Consider the following 19,996-nt stretch of genomic DNA (forward strand, 5'->3'; position numbering starts at 1 on the left):
CCCCTTAAACTAACTTTATGCGAAGATTAACATACGGACATCGAGTGATTGACCTAGTGCTTTTAACACTCAAATTAAACATCCCATGACGTGCCAATGAACGGTAATTGATGAGATTGCGATGGGGTGAGACTCCTGAGGCATCTGCTGAAGTCGAAAATCCAATTTGGCTTCCATCAAATGTTCACTTTAATCAAGCCAAATTTAGTTGAGATCTTCAGCGCCTCGGAAAGCGAACCCCAAAAGCAATCCATCCCCTAAAATCCGAAATGCTCCAATCACCGGAGTATAAAAAAAGACACCAAGCGTTCAATTGCTCGATGCCTTTTTAATATTAATCTTTCGCAATAAAGTTTGTTAACGTTCCAATATTATCAATCGTGACTTTCACTTCATCACCAGGTTGTAAAAACTTCGGCGGATTCATACCCGCACCAACACCTGCTGGCGTACCGGTCGCAATAATATCTCCTGGGTGTAACGCCACATATTTTGAAATTTCTTCAATTAACTCATCAATTTTCAAAATCATTTGTGAAGTATTCCCATCTTGACGAATTTCATTGTTCACTTTTGTCACAATATTTACGTTTTCAGGTGTAGGGAGTTCATCTTTTGTCACGATGTAAGGACCCATTGGGCAACCCCCTGTTAAACTTTTAGACAAGAATGCTTGGTCATGTGCTTTTTGTGCATTACGGTCTGTGATGTCGTTAATAATGGTATAACCATATACATAATCCAACGCTAAACCTTTTGGAATTTTTTCACCCGATTTACCGATGACGACACCGAGTTCACCTTCATAATCTAAAGCGTCTGTAATGTCTTGGTGGTTCGGAATTGTACTTTCATCACCTGTTAATGACGAAGCTGCTTTCGTAAATACATATAAACGATCCACTTCATGTTTTAACTCTTCTGCATGTGCTTGATAATTACGTCCAAATGCAATGACGTTATTCGTAGGTGTTACTGGTGGTAAAAACTCGATATCCTCAAATTTCACTTTATACGCATCGCCGTTACCACTCTTTTCTGCAGCAACAACTGCTTTACGTACTTGCTCTTGAAAGTCTAAAGTATGGTTTTGTTGTAATCCTTCGAGCAATGTTTTGGGATGGAAGTCACCTTCTCCAAAATTTGCGAAGACTTGTTTTAAATCCCAAGCCGCTTCTTCTCTTTTTACCTTCACTCCATATGAAGTTTCACCTTTATGTTTGAATGATAGGAATTTCATTCATAATCAGCTCCTAACGTATATCTTAGTCATATTATAACGAAAAATTTAGACAAATCACAAATTTTTGAAGTTAATCTACTTAAATCGTGAGTTCGCCATATTTAAAGAAGTATAAATAGCCGTTCACTGGGCATTTCAAAATGGTTTCTAATGCACGTTGATAATATTGCATTTGGACACGATACTTCTCCTTCAATTGTCTTTCCAACGCTTCATCAGACATCCCTTTACGACGAATGAGTGCATCTGTTTTATAGTCCACGAAGTAATAATGGCCGTTTTCTTTAAAGACCAGGTCAATCATCCCTTGAATAATAGAAGCATCTGTCGTATCTGGTGTATGTTCGACTTGATGTTGATTCACGACAAACGGCAATTCGGTATACACTTCGTCACTTTTCGCAATGCGACCATACAAATCACTTTGAACGAAACGTTTAATTTCTTCCATCGCAATGACATTCACATCATGTGCGCGAATGATTGAACGCTCGACCAATGATTCAATGTAGTCATTTAATGCTTGTTCTGTTAATCCGGCTTCTTTAAATGGCAAATGTTGCATCACCGTGTGCATCAACGTTCCTACTTCTGCTGCAGTATGTTGTTGTTCTTGTAAAAACTGCGGGCGCTCATACGTGGCCACGCCTAAACGATATTGTCGGACACGCTCATAGTTCGTATCGGCTTGTTCTGTATCAAGTTGGCGTTTTAGCTCTGACACAGATTGCTTTGAAGCTTGTTGTACGGCTTGTTGATACGGATAAACATACAACAATTGTTGCATGACACGTTGCGCGAGTTCATCGTCTAACGGGGTCGCAGCCAGTCGCGCCTCTAACGTTTCAATCGCGTGACCTTGATATGTCGCCAAATCTTGTTCTGTTGGCAACACATCTCTTGCATCAATATGTTGTAACTGCAGTCGTGGCTTGACAGCTGCATCCAAAGCCTCCACATCTGATTCGAACTGCTGATGGCGTTGAATATTCGTGTTCTGATGTTTACTCAAGATACTATATATCAGCTGAAACGGATTTTTCGCGTTAAATCGGTCAATGGCTGCTAATTTTTCATCAGTAATTGTAACGGCTGCCATCATCTCGAGTGCGTCTGCTTTTTTGGACGTTCCGATTAAATAAAGTTGTTCCTTTGCGCGTGTTAAAGCAACATAAATCAATCGCATTTCTTCTGAGATTAACTCTTTTTGATTGATCAAATCGATACTCATTGAAATGAGCGACGGATAAAATAATCCTTGTGCCTCGTCATAATATTGTAAACCGAGACCTTCATGTTGATTCAGTACGACAGGTTTTCCTAAATCATTTTTGTTAAAGTCGCGCGTTAACCCTGAATAAATGACAAATGGAAATTCAAGACCTTTACTACTATGAATCGTCATCATACGTACGACATTATCATTTGGACCGATAACATTTTCTTCACCAAAGTCTTTACCCCGTTCAATCATTTGGTCGATAAAACGAACGAATTGAAATAAACCGCGGAAACTAGAATTTTCAAAATCGACAGCTTTATTAAACAGGCCATGTAAATTCGCACGACGGCCACGCCCACCTACTAGTGCACTAAAATATTGAATGATGTAATGATCATTAAACAGTTTGTCGATGAGTTGGTACACTGGATGATGTTGGCTGTAGTCTTGGTAGCGTACTAAATCATTTAAAAACGGCTTTAACTTTGCCACAATTGCAGGGTCCGCCGCTTCATCTGCCATGTAATGTTGAATGGATTGATAAAAATAGTTATCATGTGGCGATACAATACGAATCTTAGCCAGTTCATCTTCTGTAAATTGATAAATGACCGAACGCATTAAGCCGACTAAATAAATATCTTGCAGTGGGTTATCAATCGTACGCAAAAATGACAACATTAAACGAATTTCTGTTTGTTCAAAATAACCTTGCTTACTATTCACAAACAGCGGAATATCTTGATCTTTAAACGCTTGTTGAATGAGCCTTGCATTACTGTAACTTCTTTCAAGGATGACGATATCTTTATATTGTGCCGGACGATACGCACCTGTTTTCGGATCATACACTTTTTGGGTCTCTAAAATCGTCTGTACCTGTTGCGCAATAAAATACGCCTCTTGCTCACTCGCAGTCATCTCGCGGTCTTTATCGACCATCAGAACATTAAACTGCACAGGGATATCGACCTCATCATACGGCGCACCGTAATAAAGTTTTGCAGCGGCATCGTACTCAATTTCACCCACTTCAGCATCCATCATATGATCAAACAAATAGTTCGTCGTCGAGAGCACTTCTTTACGAGAACGGAAATTTTGCGATAAATCAATGCGCCAACCACTTGACTGATCCGGTTGGTTAAAACGTTGATATTTTTCGATAAACAGACTCGGATCCGCTTGTCTAAATTTATAAATGGATTGTTTCACGTCACCCACCATAAATAAATTACCGTTTGATTCGTCCCCGCGTTTAATACTGCCAATAATACTTTCTTGTACGCGGTTCGTATCTTGATATTCGTCGACTAATATTTCTTCAAAACGTTCACGATATAACGCCGCAATTTCGGACGGGTCACCTTGTTCATCTCTTAAAATCTGTAACGCAAAATGTTCATAATCTGAAAAGTCCAAGATGTTCCGCGCTCGTTTCGCACGACTGAATGCATGGATGACATCTTCAGTTAAGGTGGCCAAATATTTCACACGCGGTGCTAAGTGTTGCAATTCCTCAAGCAGTGTCTCATCATCACGTCCAACGAATGTAGATTTCACTGCATTGAGATTGTCTTTAAATTGCTCATAATACGCTTTAAAATTTTCATAAGCCGCATCAAGCATCGGATCTTCTTTTACAGCTTTCGGTTTAGGTGGGATACGACCGAGTTGATACGTCGCCACTGCTGTTTTGTCGATAAGCTGTTCACTTAATAGTCGGCGTAAAAATTGGCGGTGACCCTCGATAAAATCAATGTGCTTAGGAAAATCCCCTACCAATTCGAATTGATGATACGCTTCTTCTATCGCATTTTGTGCTGCTTCTAAATATAAGCGGACATACTTGTTTAAAATATCTAAATAATGTTGTTGCAAATGACGCTCCAAATAAGGTTGATCTAACGCATGTAACCAACCAATCGGATCAGGGTTTGCGATACTGAAATCATATAAATTTTTAACCATTAAACGTAATGCGGCATCATCTCTATCTGTCGAAATGTGCTCAGTCAATGTCACAAATGTTGGATCCAAACGGTCGTAATGCTTTTCAAACACGTCATCAATCACTTCTTCGAGCAGCAAGACATTTTCAACTTCACTCGCAGTTCTAAAGTTAGGATCAATGTCCAACACGTCATAATGTTGCTGAATGAGACGTAAACAAAAGCTATGCAACGTTGAAATTTGTGCTTGATGAATTTTTGTCCGTTGATTTTTTAAATGTTGATTGGAAGGATCTTCAATAGCGGCTTGTTGGATACGCGCCTCGACACGATGTTTCATTTCGCGTGCACTCAAGTTCGTAAATGTCACAACGAGTAAACGGTCGACATCAATGCCATCACGTAAAATACGCTGAATAATGCGCTCAACAAGGACTGCTGTTTTACCAGAACCCGCCGCTGCTGCTACAAGTACATCTTGACCTTTTGCGTATATACTTTCCCACTGTGCATCGGTCCATTGTACGTGTTCAGGTTTTGTAGGAATCATACTTCATCCTCCTCTTCTTCTGCCGCAAGTATTTCAAGGGGCTTAATTTTTTCATCCACTCGACGGTATTTCGGACTATCAATCATACTATCTACGTGACAAACGGCTTGATATTGACAATATTGACATGGCAAATGATTGCGGTATTGCATTGGCGCGACTTCGTTATGTCCATCCATAATACGACTTGCGATATCCACAAAGTTTTGCTTATTATGTTGGATCAGTTTATAAATGGTTGCTTCATCCGCCACTTTACTCGTCGCATTTAAACTGCCATCTTTTTTCATACCGAGTGGCACGATGTCTGATTTAAAGCCCGCTGTCAATCTTTCATCATACGCTTCTAATACATCTACATCATTGTTGAGCAACCCTTGTAATTGATACGACTTCAAAAAGGCTTCATCTAACTTGGCCGCTTCGATATCATTCCACGCACGCTTTTCATCTCTAAACTGATGCACGTACATGTATAAAAAGCCGCCTGGTTTCACTTCTTCCACCAAACCTAAACGTTCCTTATTTTGAAGCGCGATATCCATATAGGTCATCATTTGCATTTGCAAGCCGTAATACACTTTCACTAAATCGAGTGATGCGCTTGAAGATGATGATTTGTAATCGATAATATTGACGAAACTTTTATTATCTTTTTGGTACGTATCAATACGGTCAATTTGGCCACGAATATAAATCGGCATACCTTGTGACGTATACAACGTTTCTGCTTTCAGTTCGGATGCATCTTTCGGTGATTTACGGAACGACTTTTCAAATGCGATCGGTTTAAATTGAGAATGCGACGTTTGATACTTCATCGCATATAATGTCGCTTGAACTATTGCACCGATACGTTGTGATAAATAACGATAATACGACGTTGAGTTCAACAAATTAAACTGTACGTGTGGTAATAAGGTTTCTAATGCGTCGTTCGTCAATTGCGCAATTTGAAGTTCTGTCAATTGATTAAAACGCCCTTCAACCTTTTCAGCGATATATTTCAAAACGTCATGGAAAATTGTCCCTAGGTCAAAATTTTGAAGTTGATATTTTGTCCGTTCATTGAGCCTCAAACCGTGTGACGTATAATGTTTAAATGGACAATTTTGGTACCCTTCAAAACGGGACACACTCGCATGAATTGCTTTACCGTAGAGCTGTGCCGTCAACTCTGCATCTAATTGTACGGTATCATTATTGTAAGTCAGTGCTGATTTCAAATGTGTCAGACCGTCATTGAGTTGTGGATATTGCGCCATCACAGCATAAGTCGTAAACCATGTATCTGAAATCAATCCTTCATCTAACCACGTTTTAAATGCTTCAAACAGATGCACTTTCGTTTGATGTGGATGTTCGATAAGTGATAATGTGTCACGTGCGTGTTGGTGTGTCAGTTGGATGATGTCTAAGTTACGGAACATTTGACGGATATCATTTAAAAACGGACTTTTTTCTCGTTCTGCACCACTCGCATCCATCAAACTGTATGAGAAGGTCACCGCTTCTGTCACACGTGTCATCGCGAAATAACAAACGAATGCTTCATCCATTTGTAAAATATCGGATGTCGGGCTCAACTGTACACCCGCATGTGTTTCAAATGCTTTCTTTTCATTGTCTGAGATCAAACCAGAACCGTTAATCGCTTGGGGCATCACACCATCATTCATTCCGACCATATACACGTGCTTTTTATTATCCACTTTCGCTAAATCCATCGTCCCAATCGTCACTTGATCTAACGTTTGTGGAATCATTGAAAATTCGAGTTCGTTCAAACCGACATCTAACACTTCTAAAAAGCGCATTAACGTCATATCACGGTCACCAAACACGGTCACAACATCATCCAACACGTGAATCAACCCGTTCCAAATCTGGTCAATTTCTTCTGCTGCTTCATGTTGACCTTGCTCATCTAACATATCCCGCTGCGTCATCAACTGATTGGGCAGTTCAAAATCTTCCATCGTTTCATAAAAATACGTCGCAAAAGCTTTGGCATTTGAACCTTGTGCTAATTTTTCTTCAAATTTCAACAATTGATTAAACACTTTCGTTTTCAAATCGATCACACGTTCAAATGTAGCCGTCTCTTCTTCCGTCAATGGATCGTTCGGTCGGATACCCATTTTACGGAATTGATTCAGTTCAAAATATTGTGGATCGAGCCAACGTTTGCCATAAATCCCTCGTTCTATCGCAAAGTTTTCCAACAAATGGACTAAATAGGCACTATCTGGAATCGTTTGGGTTAAGACATTCGTTTTCAACAAACGCATCAACGGTTCAAACTGCCATTCTGTTTGCAACACTTCGATTAATGCACGCAACATTTCCATAATCGGATGGTGTGTCATCGATTTTTTGACGTCAATATTGTACGGAATATCATATTGTGGCAAAATTGCATCTAACAAATAGACATACGACGAATCACGATACAAAATTGCAATATCTTGATAACGGTACTGTTTTTCACGCACATCTCTTAAAATCGCACGTGCTACTTCATTGACCTCTTCACGTGTCGTCGGTGCTTCTAGTATGCGAACCCCATCGTCCGCTGCATGATGACTTTCAGGTTGTAATGCGTCAAACTGCTGCTCTAACACGGTTAATGACGGTGCTTTGAATCGTTGCTGCGTATGAAAATACAGGCGTTCGAGTGGTTGACCAACACGGTGAGCCATCTCTTCAAAATGACGTAACGACTCAGACGGCTTACGAAACATACTTAATACATCTTGATCGCCGTTTGTCGTTAATGCTACCGTCACAGACTTCACATGCTTCACTAAAGCTTCGATCAGTTGATATTCTTGAGTCGAAAAGTTATGAAACCCATCTATGTATATGTCTGCTTGTTTGAGCCACTTCGACTGTGGAATGAGCGTGACAAGTCGATTCATCATCGCTTCCCCGGTAATATATTCCGAAGACATACGGGCTTGCAGTTTTTCATAAATCAACCCAATGTCGTGTAACTTATGACGGGTGCGTGGTTCAAGGTGCGCATCGGTAGCCATTTCCGAAACCATCTCAGGAGTGACAGCATATTTTTCGAAATCTTGAATTTGTTCCCGCACTTTTGTACTAAATCCCATATAACCTACTTGTGAGCGATACAACTTCAACTCTGTTTGTGCTTCTTGTAAAATATCGTAAATCATCATTTCAATAGCAATCGACGACAAACGTTTTTCATGCACGCCACCTAATTCTTGGATAATGCGATGACCCAGTCGTTCAAAGTGCAACACTTCTGTACGCACACTCCCTAACAATGCGGTGTCTTTGACGAGTGCTTGTTCATACAAATACGTCCCTTGCATCGGAGTAATCATAATGATAGGATGCCCTATCGGTTGTGCTTTCATTTTGTCTTTAATTTCTGCTAACATCTGTGTACTTTTGCCCGTTCCAGCACGACCTAAAAGTGTTCGAAACATCGAATCCCCCCCTATCTTTAATACAAATCGGCATTCATTATTTAAAGTTTATTATAGCATTAACCCCACTTGATACTCTATGAAAGTCAGTCGTTTGTTGGATCTTTTGACACAGAAAAAGCTGGGAAAACGTCATGGTCTCCCAGCCTCTGCTTAGTATTTTTTGTTATCGAATCTCTTTATGATGTCTATGCATTAAACACTAAAATTCATGATTACTCTTGTGTATCTGTATGATCTGGATTGAAGTTAATTTTAAATTCACTCAATGGCCAGAATCTAAATGCGACTTTCCCTACGATTTGATCTTTATCGATAAGCCCAAAAGCACGGCTATCTTTACTCACTTCACGGTTGTCACCTAATACGAGATATTTATCTTTCGGAATTTGTTCCTGACCGTTGCTACCTGGCAAGTCTTTAGAATCAAATGAACCGGTAATTTGTTCATAAGTTTTATGTTTAAGGTTATAATCCAAATAAGGTTCATCTACTTTTTTACCATTTAAGTACAGTTGGTCATTTTTATAAACGACATGATCACCCGGTTTACCGATAATACGTTTTACATAGTCATTCGTTTCATCTGCATGGAAGACGATGACATTACCATTATCTAAATGACCTAGAGTTTTCCCTATTTTGTTAACGATAACTCTTTCTCCATCTTTTAATGTAGGGTCCATAGAATCACCTTTAATGTTATAGGGTTTAATGACAAATGCATACAATAGACCTACAATCAATAATGCTAATCCTATAGACAGCAACCATTCCATTGTCTCTTTTTTCACAGCTTTACACCTCTTATTTTAAAAATGAGTCGTTATTCTATCAAAAGGATAATAACGTATCCATAACTTACCTTCAATAGTTGATTTCTTAATGAGACCAAACTTTCGAGAATCGACACCATCATCACGACGATCGTTTAATATTAAATACGTGTTTGGCGGTATGATATCACTTTCTGAATTCGGCAGTGATTTCAGTGACCATGACCGCTGATCTTGTTGATTCACATACGATTCAGTCACAGGGGTATGGTCCAAATACAGTTGACCTTTTTGAAATTCAACTGATTGCCCCGCTTCTCCAATCACGCGTCCCACACGATACTGACCATCCGCATAGTAGACAACGATATCTTGATGATGAATCCCATTGTAGCGTGGTGCGAGTTTATTCACCAACAGCCGATCATGGGGTTGCAGTGTTGTGTCCATGTTTTGATGTTTTACTTCATATGGGATGACAACAAACAAGACGAGGACGGCTAAAACGACCAATGCGCTGATGAGAGCGAATGTCATCTTTATCAGAAACTTCAATTTTGCACTCCCAATCCTATCAATTTCATCATAACAAATTTTATCTTATCATAATTTCTCTTAAAACGTTAACTTTTACATTTAAATCCTGCACTTCATTGATTACTTTAAATTCACTTTTAACGATAAGGGGGGATGTAACACAAAATTTTTGTTGTCCCTACTCCTGAACAAAAATAGGATACTGAGTCAACGCGTGCACTAAAAAGACTGACAAGACAACGTATGCCTCATCAGCCCTTCTTTTATATTCTATTCAACAGCCATCTCGAATTATAGACGTGCTTCTAAATCTTTTTTCTTATCTTCAAATCCAGGTTTACCTAATAATGCAAACATGTTTTGTTTATAAGCTTCTACACCTGGTTGGTTGAATGGGTTCACACCTAATTGGTAACCACTCATTGCGACTGCTAATTCAAAGAAGTAAACAACATAACCGTATGTTTCAGCGTCTAAACGAGGTAATTTAACAACCATGTTAGGCACGCCACCGTCAGTATGCGCAAGTAAAGTTCCTTCGAATGCTTTAGTGTTAACTTCATCTACTGTTTTACCTGCTAAGTAGTTTAAGCCATCTAAGTCATCCGCATCTTCTTCAATTGTAATATCGTGTTCAGGATTTTCTACTTTTAATACTGTTTCAATTAAGAAACGACGGCCTTCTTGTACATATTGACCTAATGAGTGTAAGTCAGTTGTAAAGTTAGCGCTTGAAGGATAAATCCCTTTTAAGTCTTTACCTTCTGATTCACCAAATAATTGTTTCCACCATTCATTGAAGTATTGTAATGATGGTTCGTAGTTAATTAACATTTCTGTAGTGTAACCTTTGTTGTAAAGGATATTACGGATTGATGCGTATTGGTATGCAATGTTTGAAGACAAATCGTCAGAAGATAATTCTTCACGTGCTTTTGCTGCACCGCCCATCATTGCATCGATATCAATACCAGCTACAGCGATTGGTAATAAACCTACTGCTGTTAATACTGAGAAACGTCCACCGACATCATCAGGTACGACGAATGTTTCGTAGCCTTCATTTGTCGCAAGTTGTTTCAATGCACCTTTAGCTTGGTCAGTTGTTGCAAAAATACGTTTAACTGCTTCTTCTTTACCATATTTCTCTTCTAATAATTTTTTGAAAATACGGAACGCAACTGCAGGTTCAGTCGTTGTACCAGATTTTGAAATCACGTTAACTGAATAGTCTTTATCTGCTAAATAGTCGATGAGTGATTGTAAATATGATGATGATAAATGGTTACCCGCAAAAATAATTTCAGGATATTCGCTATCTTTTTTGAATGCTGGTGTTAACATTTCGATTGCTGAACGTGCACCAAGGTACGAACCACCAATACCGATTACGACAAGTACGTCTGAATGTGATTGTACTTGTTTAGCTGCTTCTTTAATACGTGAAAATTCTTCTTTATCGTAATTAACTGGTAGGTCAACCCATCCTAAGAAGTCACTTCCTGCACCTGTACCTTCATGAATTGTACGGTGAATTGCTTTAACAGCATCTTGTTGCTGATCTAATTCGTGTTGACCGAAAAATTTTAAAGCTTTTTGATAATCTAATTGGATATGTGTCATACACTATTGCCTCCTAATTTAACTTAACGCACTTTCATTTTACTAAGTTGTTTCAACAAATTCAATTGACTTACCCAAGCATACCCATTGACATGCATTTTATATGAATATTTATTTGGTTATTTGCATATAAATTCATTTGTGTTATAGTAAACTTAATCAAATATTAATTCTTTAACAGAGGTGACTAGGATGAAAGATAAAGTGGTTTTAGCATATTCAGGCGGTTTAGACACAAGTGTGGCCGTTAAATGGTTGATTGAACAAGGTTACGACGTCATTGCATGTTGTTTGGATGTTGGTGAAGGAAAAGATTTAGACCTTGTTTATCAAAAAGCACTCGATATGGGCGCAATTGAGTCTCATGTTATAGATGCAACGAAAGAATTTGCGGAAGATTATGTCGGTTATACGATCAAAGGTAATCTGATGTATGAACAAACGTATCCGCTCGTTTCTGCATTGTCTCGCCCACTCATTTCTAAAAAGTTAGTAGAAATTGCACACGAAACAAATGCCGTTGCTATTGCGCATGGCTGTACAGGAAAAGGCAATGACCAAGTGCGTTTTGAAGTCGCAATTAAAGCATTGGATCCAAGCCTTAAAGTGATTGCACCTGTACGTGAATGGGGTTGGAGTCGTGAAGAAGAAATCGATTATGCGAAAAAACACAATATCCCTGTCCCTATTGGCAAAGCGTCTCCGTATTCTATCGACCAAAACTTATGGGGCCGTAGCAATGAATGTGGTGTACTAGAAGATCCGTATGTCGCACCACCACAAGATGCTTATGATTTAACAGCAGAATTAGAAGATACACCCGATACAGCTGATGAAATTTTAATTACATTTGAGCAAGGCATTCCAACACATATTAACGGTGAGTATTATGCATTAGATGATCTCATTTTGTATTTAAATGAACTCGCTGGAAAACATGGTATCGGTAGAATCGACCATATTGAAAATCGTCTCGTCGGTATTAAATCAAGAGAAGTGTATGAAACACCAGGTGCTGAAGTGATTATTAAAGCGCACCAAGCATTAGAAACGATCACTTTGACGAAAGATGTGGCGCATTTTAAACCCATTATTGAAAAGCAATTTGCAGAACAAGTGTATAACGGCTTATGGTTTTCACCTTTAACTGATGCCCTTAAAACGTTTGTAGACCATACGCAAAAATATGTGACGGGTGAAGTACGTGTCAAACTATTTAAAGGTCATGCCATCGTCAATGGTAGAAAATCACCGTACACGCTTTACAATGAAAAACTAGCAACTTATACGAAAGAAGATGCGTTCAACCAACAATCTGCAGTGGGCTTTATCGATATTTATGGCTTACCAACACAAGTCAACGCAATGTTACATGGAGGCTATGCGGATGAGTAAAAAAGCTTGGGGCGGTAGATTTGAAGAGAAACCAGAAGAATGGGTCGATGCTTTTAATGCGTCGATTCACTTTGACCAAACGCTCATTAACGAAGATATTCAAGGTAGCATTGCACACGCAACGATGCTCGCACATCAAAATATTTTAACTGAAGCAGAAAGTGAATTGATTATCCAAACGTTAAAAGACATTCAACACGACGTTCATGAAGGACAAATCGAATTTCAAACAGCATTAGAAGATATTCATTTGAATGTTGAACATGAATTGATTAAACGTATCGGTCCTGTCGGCGGTAAACTGCATACCGGACGTAGCCGTAATGACCAAGTTGCAACGGATATGCATTTGTATACGAAAAAAGAAGTGCATACGATTATTGATTACATTCATGCTTTTCAACAAACGTTATTGCAGCTTGCAGAACAGCATGTAGAAACGATGATGCCCGGCTATACACACCTTCAACGTGCACAACCGATTTCATTTGCGCATCATATCATGACGTATTTTTGGATGCTCGAACGTGACCAGACGCGCTTCAAAGAGTCATTGGCACGCATCGATGTCTCCCCTTTAGGCGCCGCAGCATTGAGTGGGACGACATATCCAATTGACCGTCATGAAACACAAAAGTTACTCGGTTTTAATGGGTTATATGAAAACAGTATCGATGCCGTGAGTGATCGCGACTACATTGTTGAAACGTTGAACAATATTAACTTAACGATGATTCACCTGTCTCGTTTTGCTGAAGAAATCATTTTCTGGTCATCGGAAGAAGCGAAATTTATCACATTATCTGACGGTTTTTCAACAGGATCATCTATTATGCCACAAAAGAAAAATCCTGATATGGCTGAGCTTATTCGCGGTAAAGTAGGCCGTACGACTGGACATCTCGTGAGTTTATTGATGACATTAAAAGGATTACCGCTTGCTTATAATAAAGATATGCAAGAGGATAAAGAAGGTCTATTTGATGCGATTGAAACGATCAAAGGGTCACTGCGCATTTTTGACGGTATGGTCGCAACGATGACTGTGAACACCGATCGTCTCCAAGCAACAGTGCGTCAAGACTTTTCAAATGCGACAGAGTTAGCAGACTATCTCGTAACGAAAGGTATCCCGTTTAGAGAGGCTCACGAAATTGTCGGTAAGCTCGTTCTATGGGCGATTCAACATGAGATGTATTTACTCGATATTCCGTTAGAGGTGTATCAAGACCATCACGCCCAAATCGAAGCAGATATTTATCAATATTTACAACCTGATGAAGCGGTGAAACGCCGTCAAAGTTACGGTGCTACAGGTCAAGATGCAGTGCGTCACCAAATCGACGTCGCAAAGACCCATTTCGCACAACATCATTCAAAGTAGGACCATCCAAATATGAGGCTCGGACAACTGAAAGTCCGTGTCTCTTTTTTGTGTCTACATAGCAAGGTGGCAACGTTAAACATGCTGATTTGTCACGATTCACATCCGCCCCTTTTAATTGAATGTATCGCAATCATTTCAAACATAAAGATAAAGTAATTTTTAAATTAAGAGTATTGCCATTTTTTTAAATTTTGTCTATGCTGAAATTAACTATTATACTAAGGAGGCGTCAAAATGAAAGCTGCATCACACCTTTTTGCATCAACCGTTTTAATCGGAACACTGCTTGCTGGTTCCAGCGCACTTGTTGATAGTGCAAACGCCGGTTCACCTCAAAATCATGGCCATCATCAAGCGACACCCCTCTCTCCAAGTCAACACAATGTTTTGAACAAACCTTATGTGAATATCGGACATCGTGGCGCGAGTGGTTATGCGCCGGAACATACTTTTGCGTCTTACGATAAAAGCCTTTATGAAATGCATGCTGATTATTTAGAACTGGATTTACAAATGACAAAAGATGGTCATTTAGTTGCGATGCACGATGACAAAGTTGACCGTACAACCAATGGCACAGGCCGTGTCGATCATTATACACTTGCTGAATTGAAACAGTTAGATGCCGGTTCATGGTTCAACCAAAAATATCCAAAGTACCAAAATCCGCAATATGTCGGTCAACAAGTGCCAACACTTGATGAGATTTTCAGTCGTTATGGTACAAGTGTCAATTATTACATCGAAACAAAGTCACCTGATGTTTATCCAGGCATGGAGGAAAAACTGCTCCGCCAATTACATCGATATGGGCTCGACTGTAAAAAGAATTTGCGTAACGGTAAAGTCGTCATTCAATCATTTTCAAGAGACAGTCTTAAAAAGGTTCATCACGAGAATCCTCGTATTCCACTCGTACAATTGTTAGAGAGAGGCGAACTTCAGAAACAGTCTCATTCTGATTTTAAAAAAATACAAAATTATGCTGTCGGTGTTGGACCCGACTTTCATGATTTAACTGCTAAAAATACACGCACATTACGTCAAGATGGCTTTTATATTCATCCTTATACCGTTAACGATCAAAAAACAATGGTGCGTTTAAATCAATATGGAGTCACAGGCGTCTTCACGAACTATCCAGACCTATATCACGCATTAATTCAACAATAAAAGATGTAAAGCGGTTTCCGATTCTTGTTAAAATACAGAATAGCCAGTTCTTGCACTTATACATGCATGAACTGGCTATTTGACATATACCGTTTTTACCTATCACTTATTAGATTGACCGCGATTGATGCCTTTAATTACGTAAATCACGCCAATCAAGATGAACAGTGCTGCAATCAACCATTCGTGCTTCATCGCAAACGTGATACCCGCTACTGAAAAAATAGTTGCGATAATGAGGGTGAACGTACTTCTATTCATTGTTGTGGCCTCCTTGATATTTCACCTGAATTTTCAAGTTTCAATGTATTAAATAAGCAGAAACGCTCATTCCAGCGTCTCTGCTTATTCATCTCTTTTTCTCTTATGCCCAACCGCGGTAACGTGCCGCTTCTGCAGTACGTTTAATACCTACAATATAGGCTGCTAATCGCATGTCGATTTTACGATTTTCAGCTAAAGTATAAATCGTATCAAATGCGTTCACTAATTTTTCACGTAACTTTTCATTGACTTCATCTTCAGTCCAATAATAACCTGTATTATTTTGTACCCATTCAAAGTATGAAACTGTTACACCACCCGCACTTGCAAGCACGTCTGGCACTAATAAAATACCACGTTCAGTTAAAATTTTTGTTGCTTCAGGCGTTGTTGGTCCGTTAGCTGCTTCTACAACAATTTCAGCTTTAATGTCTGCTGCGTTATCTGCAGTAATTTGGTTCGCAATGGCTGCTGGTACTAAAATATCACAGTCTAATTCGAATAACTCTTTGTTTGAAATCGTATCTTCAAATAAGTTTGTCACTGTACCAAAACTGTCACGACGATCTAATAAGTAGTCGATATCCAGTCCTTCTGGGTCATGAAGTGCACCGTAAGCATCTGAAATACCTACAATTTTCGCACCTTTATCGTACAAGAATTTCGCTAAGAAGCTACCTGCATTACCGAAACCTTGAATGACAATACGTGAACCTTCAATGGATTTGCCACGACGTTTTGCAGCTTCTTCAATGGCGATAACAACACCTAATGCTGTTGAGCGGTCACGTCCTTGTGAACCCCCTAATACGATAGGTTTACCTGTAATAAAGCCTGGAGAGTTAAATTCGTCCATTTGGCTATATTCGTCCATCATCCACGCCATAATTTGAGAGTTTGTAAATACGTCTGGCGCTGGAATGTCTTTTGTCGGTCCAACAATTTGTGAAATCGCACGCACATAACCACGAGATAAACGTTCAACCTCATGAATACTCATTTGACGTGGGTCACAAACGATACCACCTTTACCACCGCCGTATGGCAAGTCGACAATACCACATTTTAATGTCATCCACATTGACAATGCTTTAACTTCTTCTTCATCAACATCTGGATGGAAACGTACCCCACCTTTAGTTGGCCCAACTGCATCGTTATGTTGTGCGCGGTAACCTGTAAATGTTTTGACTGTACCATCGTCCATTTTCACTGGAATACGTACTGTCAAAAATCTTAAAGGTTCTTTGATAAGTTCATACATGCCATCATCAAAGCCTAATTTATGCATTGCTTCCTTAATGATGCCTTGCGTTGACGTCACTAAATTATTTTTTTCAGCCATGATCCATTTCGCCTCTTTTTCCTACTATTGTTTTCGCTTACATTCGTATTGTAACATAAGCGTTTTTATTTTAAAGTGGTTTCCGCTCAAATTAAACGTTTAACTTTTTACCCCTGTGCGAACACCTTTTTCACTTTTTCAATCGCAAAATCTAACTCTTCTTTTGTGATGATTAATGGGGGTGCAAATCGAATGACTGTATCGTGTGTTTCTTTACATAAAAGCCCTTCATCTTTAAGACGTTCGCAATAAGGACGTGCATCTTCATGCAATTCCACACCGATAAAGAGACCGCGACCACGTACTTCTTTAATCGCCGGGTGATCAATTTCAAGTAATGCATTTTTGAAATAGTCACCGAGTTCAAGTGAGCGACCTGGTAAGTCTTCATCAACAATGACATCAAGTGCAGCAATTGAAGCGGCACATGCGAGTGGATTACCCCCGAAAGTCGAACCATGTGAACCTGGTGTGAAGACATCCAGTACTTCTTTATCTGCAAGTACAACTGAAATTGGTAATACACCGCCCCCGAGTGCTTTTCCTAAAATGTAAACGTCTGGTTTTACATCATCCCAATCTGTCGCAAAGAGTTTACCTGTACGCCCTAAACCAGCTTGAATTTCGTCTGCAATAAATAATACGTTGTGTTCGTCACAAAGTTCACGTACTGCTTTTAAATAGCCTTCTGGTGGAATGTTAATCCCTGCTTCACCTTGAATCGGCTCAATCAAAACAGCAGCAGTATTTTCATTAATGGCCGCTTTTAAACTTTCAATGTTACCAAACTCAACATTTTGGAAACCTTCTAATAGTGGCCCATAACCACGTTGATATTCTTTTTCTGATGAAAGTGATACCGGCGCCATTGTACGACCGTGGAAGTTACCGACCATCGCAATGATTTCAGCTTCATTTGGTTTAATGCCTTTCACTTCATACGCCCAACGACGTGCAGCTTTTAATGCTGTTTCTACCGCTTCTGCACCTGTATTCATCGGTAAGGCTTTCTCTTTCCCTGATAATTTACAGATTTTTTCATACCATTCCCCTAAATTGTCACTATGGAAAGCACGAGAAACGAGTGTGACACGATCCGCTTGTTCTTTAACAGCTTGAATAATTTTAGGGTGACGATGCCCTTGGTTGACTGCTGAATATGCCGCTAACATATCCATATAACGATTGCCTTCTGGGTCTTTTACCCATACCCCTTCAGCTTCGGCAATCACGATTGGAAGCGGTAAATAGTTATGCGCCCCGTAATGATTCGTTTTTTCAATGATTTCTTCAGATTTTGTTACCATGCCATCTCCTCCTTAAATATAATACGCACATCTCTTCACATGAAAGTGTAGGGCAAATCGATTAATAGTATCATCCAATACCTATCATTCAAGTAGTGAACGGTGCTCATAAATGATTTACCCTACATCAGTACAAAACAATGTGTCCTGTACGTTTCTGTTATTTAATTCATCATTATAGATGTTCTGATACTGAACGACCTTGCATGTGTAATACTAAGTAGTCTGGTCCACCTGCTTTTGAGTCTGTACCTGACATTTTGAAACCGCCGAATGGTTGGTAGCCCACAACAGCACCTGTACAGCCACGGTTGAAGTAAAGGTTGCCGACCATAAAGTCACGACGCGCTTGTTCTAACTTCATACGGTTGTTTGAAATCACGGCACCTGTTAAACCGTATTCTGTATCATTTGCGACATCAATCGCTTCATCAAAGTCTTTAACTTTAGTGAAACCGACAACTGGACCGAAAATTTCTTCTTGCATCACGCGTGAATTTGGATCTAAATCAGCAAAGATCGTTGGATATACAAAGTTACCGACTTCTTCGTCTGTATTACCACCTGTTACAAGACGACCTTCACCTTTACCAATTTCGATGTAGTTTTTAATTTTATCTAAAGATTTTTGGTCAATGACAGGACCCACATACGTATCCGGCTCTGCAGCATTACCGACTTTAATTTTTTCAGTTGCTTCTTTAACACGCTCTAACAATTCATCATAAATGTCTTGATGCGCGATAACACGTGAACATGCTGAACATTTTTGACCTGAGAAACCGAACGCTGAGTAAACAATAGCATCTGTGGCAACTTGTAAATCCGCTTCGTTGTCGACGATGATTGCATCTTTACCACCCATTTCAGCAATGACACGTTTAATATGGTGTTGACCTTCTTGAATCACTGATGCTTTTTGGATAATTTCTTTACCGACTTTTTTAGAACCTGTAAATGAAATGAGGCCCACATCTTTGTTTTCGATTAAGAAGTCACCAATATCACTTGAAGAACCAGGAATCCAGTTTACGACCCCTTTAGGTAAACCGGCTTCTTCTAAAACTTCCATAAATTTATAAGAAATAATTGGAGTATTAGAAGATGGTTTTAATAATACTGTGTTCCCTGTTACAAGCGGTGCTGACGTTGTACCCGCCATAATCGCATATGCAAAGTTCCATGGAGAAATAACAACACTGACACCTACAGGCAAGTAATCAAACTGGTTGTATTCACCAGGACGGCTGTTTACATGTTTACCGTCTTTAAGTTCGAGCATTTGACGACCATAATATTCCATGAAGTCAATCGCTTCCGCTGTATCTGCATCTGCCTCTTTCCAAGGTTTACCGCCTTCTTTTGAAAGTAATGCAGAGAATTCATGCTTACGTTTACGTGTAATTTCAGCAGCTCTGAATAAAATATTCGCGCGTACTTTAGGATCTACTTTTCTCCAAGTTTTAAACGCTTCTTTCGCTGCATCTAACGCTTGTTGCGCATGTTCTTTCGTTGCTTTTGAAACATAGCCAATAGTTTCTTCGCGATTTGAAGGATTGTATACACGTGTTTTATCTTCAGTGAATACGCGCTCTCCACCAATAATTAATGGATAATCTTTCCCGAGTTCACTTTCAACCTTTTCTAATGCACGAAAATAAGCCTCGCGATTTTCCTCTTTCGTAAAATCTGTAAATGGTTCGTGTTGATATGGAATCATTTAAAAATCCTCCTTTGTTTATAATAAGAAAACCCTTACAT

Annotated in this window: 13 protein-coding genes; 3 read left to right on the top strand and 10 right to left on the bottom strand. The window is 39.3% G+C overall.

Annotation, left to right across the window (positions count from 1 at the left end; translation table 11 throughout):
• Positions 1–334: 334 nt before the first annotated feature.
• From EL101_RS10135 to EL101_RS10160, 6 genes are all read right to left on the bottom strand, one after another.
• Positions 335–1,240, bottom strand: coding sequence for a fumarylacetoacetate hydrolase family protein (locus tag EL101_RS10135; protein ID WP_096596526.1), 906 nt, complete (start codon positions 1,238–1,240; stop codon positions 335–337).
• 82 nt (positions 1,241–1,322) lie between these two features.
• The gene (gene addA, locus EL101_RS10140) at positions 1,323–4,967 is read right to left on the bottom strand and encodes a helicase-exonuclease AddAB subunit AddA (RefSeq protein ID WP_096596525.1); all 3,645 of its coding nucleotides are present in this window, start codon (positions 4,965–4,967) and stop codon (positions 1,323–1,325) included.
• A complete protein-coding gene (addB, locus tag EL101_RS10145) occupies positions 4,964–8,428 on the bottom strand; it encodes a helicase-exonuclease AddAB subunit AddB (RefSeq protein ID WP_096596524.1) in 3,465 nt (1,154 codons plus the stop codon). Before addB ends, addA begins: the two co-directional genes overlap by 4 nt.
• Before the next feature lie 215 nt (positions 8,429–8,643).
• On the bottom strand, positions 8,644–9,222 hold the full coding sequence (gene lepB / locus EL101_RS10150) for a signal peptidase I (protein WP_096542133.1): 579 nt from the start codon (positions 9,220–9,222) through the stop codon (positions 8,644–8,646).
• Between the two features lie 18 nt (positions 9,223–9,240).
• Positions 9,241–9,759, bottom strand: a complete 519-nt coding sequence (gene lepB / locus EL101_RS10155; RefSeq protein ID WP_170141205.1) for a signal peptidase I — start codon at positions 9,757–9,759, stop codon at positions 9,241–9,243.
• Between the two features lie 273 nt (positions 9,760–10,032).
• Positions 10,033–11,364: a glucose-6-phosphate isomerase gene (locus EL101_RS10160; protein ID WP_014614399.1), complete on the bottom strand. Its 1,332-nt coding sequence runs from the start codon at positions 11,362–11,364 to the stop codon at positions 10,033–10,035.
• Positions 11,365–11,556: 192 nt separating this feature from the next.
• Here EL101_RS10160 and EL101_RS10165 point away from each other — a divergent pair, with 192 nt between their 5' ends.
• The 3 genes from EL101_RS10165 to EL101_RS10175 all read left to right on the top strand — a co-directional run bounded on the left by EL101_RS10165 (position 11,557) and on the right by EL101_RS10175 (position 15,319).
• A complete protein-coding gene (locus EL101_RS10165) occupies positions 11,557–12,759 on the top strand; it encodes an argininosuccinate synthase (RefSeq protein WP_096596522.1) in 1,203 nt (400 codons plus the stop codon).
• A complete protein-coding gene (argH, locus tag EL101_RS10170) occupies positions 12,752–14,143 on the top strand; it encodes an argininosuccinate lyase (RefSeq protein WP_096596521.1) in 1,392 nt (463 codons plus the stop codon). Before EL101_RS10165 ends, argH begins: the two co-directional genes overlap by 8 nt.
• 237 nt (positions 14,144–14,380) lie before the next feature.
• Positions 14,381–15,319 carry a glycerophosphodiester phosphodiesterase gene (locus EL101_RS10175; protein WP_096596520.1) on the top strand — a complete coding sequence of 313 codons (939 nt, stop codon included), beginning with the start codon at positions 14,381–14,383 and terminating at the stop codon, positions 15,317–15,319.
• 102 nt (positions 15,320–15,421) lie between these two features.
• Here the strand turns inward: EL101_RS10175 and EL101_RS13295 are convergent, their stop codons facing one another.
• The 4 genes from EL101_RS13295 to pruA all read right to left on the bottom strand — a co-directional run bounded on the left by EL101_RS13295 (position 15,422) and on the right by pruA (position 19,955).
• On the bottom strand, positions 15,422–15,580 hold the full coding sequence (locus tag EL101_RS13295; protein WP_019166967.1) for a hypothetical protein: 159 nt from the start codon (positions 15,578–15,580) through the stop codon (positions 15,422–15,424).
• A gap of 103 nt (positions 15,581–15,683) precedes the next feature.
• Positions 15,684–16,928 carry a Glu/Leu/Phe/Val family dehydrogenase gene (locus EL101_RS10180; RefSeq protein WP_096542152.1) on the bottom strand — a complete coding sequence of 415 codons (1,245 nt, stop codon included), beginning with the start codon at positions 16,926–16,928 and terminating at the stop codon, positions 15,684–15,686.
• 107 nt (positions 16,929–17,035) lie between these two features.
• Positions 17,036–18,235: an ornithine--oxo-acid transaminase gene (locus EL101_RS10185; protein ID WP_096596519.1), complete on the bottom strand. Its 1,200-nt coding sequence runs from the start codon at positions 18,233–18,235 to the stop codon at positions 17,036–17,038.
• A gap of 175 nt (positions 18,236–18,410) precedes the next feature.
• Positions 18,411–19,955, bottom strand: coding sequence for an L-glutamate gamma-semialdehyde dehydrogenase (pruA, locus tag EL101_RS10190; RefSeq protein ID WP_096596518.1), 1,545 nt, complete (start codon positions 19,953–19,955; stop codon positions 18,411–18,413).
• Between the last annotated feature and the right edge of the window lie 41 nt (positions 19,956–19,996).

It is taken from the genome of Staphylococcus delphini (assembly GCF_900636325.1).
Lineage (GTDB): Bacteria > Bacillota > Bacilli > Staphylococcales > Staphylococcaceae > Staphylococcus > Staphylococcus delphini.